This window comes from Kosakonia sp. AG348, assembly GCF_003337365.1.
Classification (GTDB): domain Bacteria; phylum Pseudomonadota; class Gammaproteobacteria; order Enterobacterales; family Enterobacteriaceae; genus Kosakonia.
This window is the reverse complement of the sequence record NZ_QPJR01000025.1, coordinates 1-1,199: the sequence shown is the minus strand read 5'-3', so window position 1 is coordinate 1,199 and position 1,199 is coordinate 1. Positions and strand designations below refer to the sequence as shown.

Annotated in this window: 3 protein-coding genes; all 3 read left to right on the top strand. The window is 40.7% G+C overall.

Annotation, left to right across the window (positions count from 1 at the left end):
* A partial coding sequence (locus DFO56_RS24535; protein WP_199496507.1) for an RHS repeat-associated core domain-containing protein occupies nt 1–543 on the top strand: 543 nt, incomplete at its 5' end.
* Nucleotides 544–560: 17 nt separating this feature from the next.
* Complete coding sequence (locus tag DFO56_RS24530) at nt 561–995, top strand: hypothetical protein (RefSeq protein ID WP_045514841.1); 435 nt, start codon at nt 561–563, stop codon at nt 993–995.
* 103 nt (nt 996–1,098) lie between these two features.
* The coding region (locus DFO56_RS25210) for a hypothetical protein (RefSeq protein ID WP_370447826.1) at nt 1,099–1,199 on the top strand (101 nt) is incomplete at its 3' end.

Sequence of the window (1,199 nt, the reverse complement as noted above, 5' to 3'; positions counted from 1 at the left end):
CGCTACTACGACCCCTGCGGCGGGCGCTACACCCAGATGGACCCGATAGGGTTACTGGGTGGGCTGAATACCTATACGTATGTGGTGGATCCGCTGGGGTGGGTGGATCCGCTGGGGCTGAGTAGTTTTGATCCATTTGCTCACGGTGAAATAACCGATTTTCCTGCTGATTTGCATTTTGGGCAAAACAGGATCGCTCCTAAATTTAGTAATATTGGTAGCCAGGCGGCAGATTCAATCGCGGGAAGACCAATATTAGATGTTGCCGAAGATATTCGGATGGGGAGAATTAGTCCTGATACATTTGTTATTTCGTACACAACTGATCCGATAACAGGCAAGGCTGTGACGTTAAACAATAGAGGGTTGGCTGCGTTAGTTGAGTCCGGGAAATTCCCTCAACATGCTATATATGTTCCATATGAGCATGTTCCTAAACACTTGGTTGAAGACATTAAATATCGACCACCATCAAGAAGTATTAATATAACAAGGAATAAGGATGGTACGGGCCTTGTGAAAACTATTGGTAAATGTATCTAATTTTAGGAGGGGTTTTTATGATATTAGCACCAGAAAAGTTAAGCTTTAGAATTTCAACTACAGATATTGAAGTTATTTATACAGAATCCAATGGTGTAAAGTTAACTGTTGAAGTTCAGAGTTTGGATGATTTTAGACATGATAAATATCATGCGGTTACGTTTAATTTTAGTAATGTCGCTGAGGTTAAATGTATATCTTTGAACTTTTCCGAGTTTAATCATGATGAGTACGAAATTAGTCTGAAAATTGATGATCCTCTTACTTATTGGGAGCAAACTGGAATAAACCCGGATCCCGGAGTTTACTGCGTTACTAACTCTGAATTACTGAGAGATAAAGGATTGGTTTATGATCCAAATAATCGATTGAATCTTAAACACTATTTAATAATCGGTTACGATAGTTATGCTGAAGTAATTGCATCTAAATATGAATTTAGCGGTATATAATCTTATGTGATTAAAAATATTTATATTTTAATGACGTAATCGCTATAAGGAACCACGGTTTCCCGGTTTTTTACCGGGCAACCTGCTGAAACGGCTGGAGGGTGTGCTCTGGGAATATGACGGTTTCGGACGCATGACCGAACGTCACGACAGCCATCGCGGCACGGTGCAGCGCTTCAGCTATGACGATGAACACCGCATCAG

Coding starts and splice junctions, on each gene's coding strand:
- DFO56_RS24530 (WP_045514841.1), top strand. CDS start 561: ATGATATTAGCACCAGAAAAGTTAAGCTTTAGAATTTCAACTACAGAT.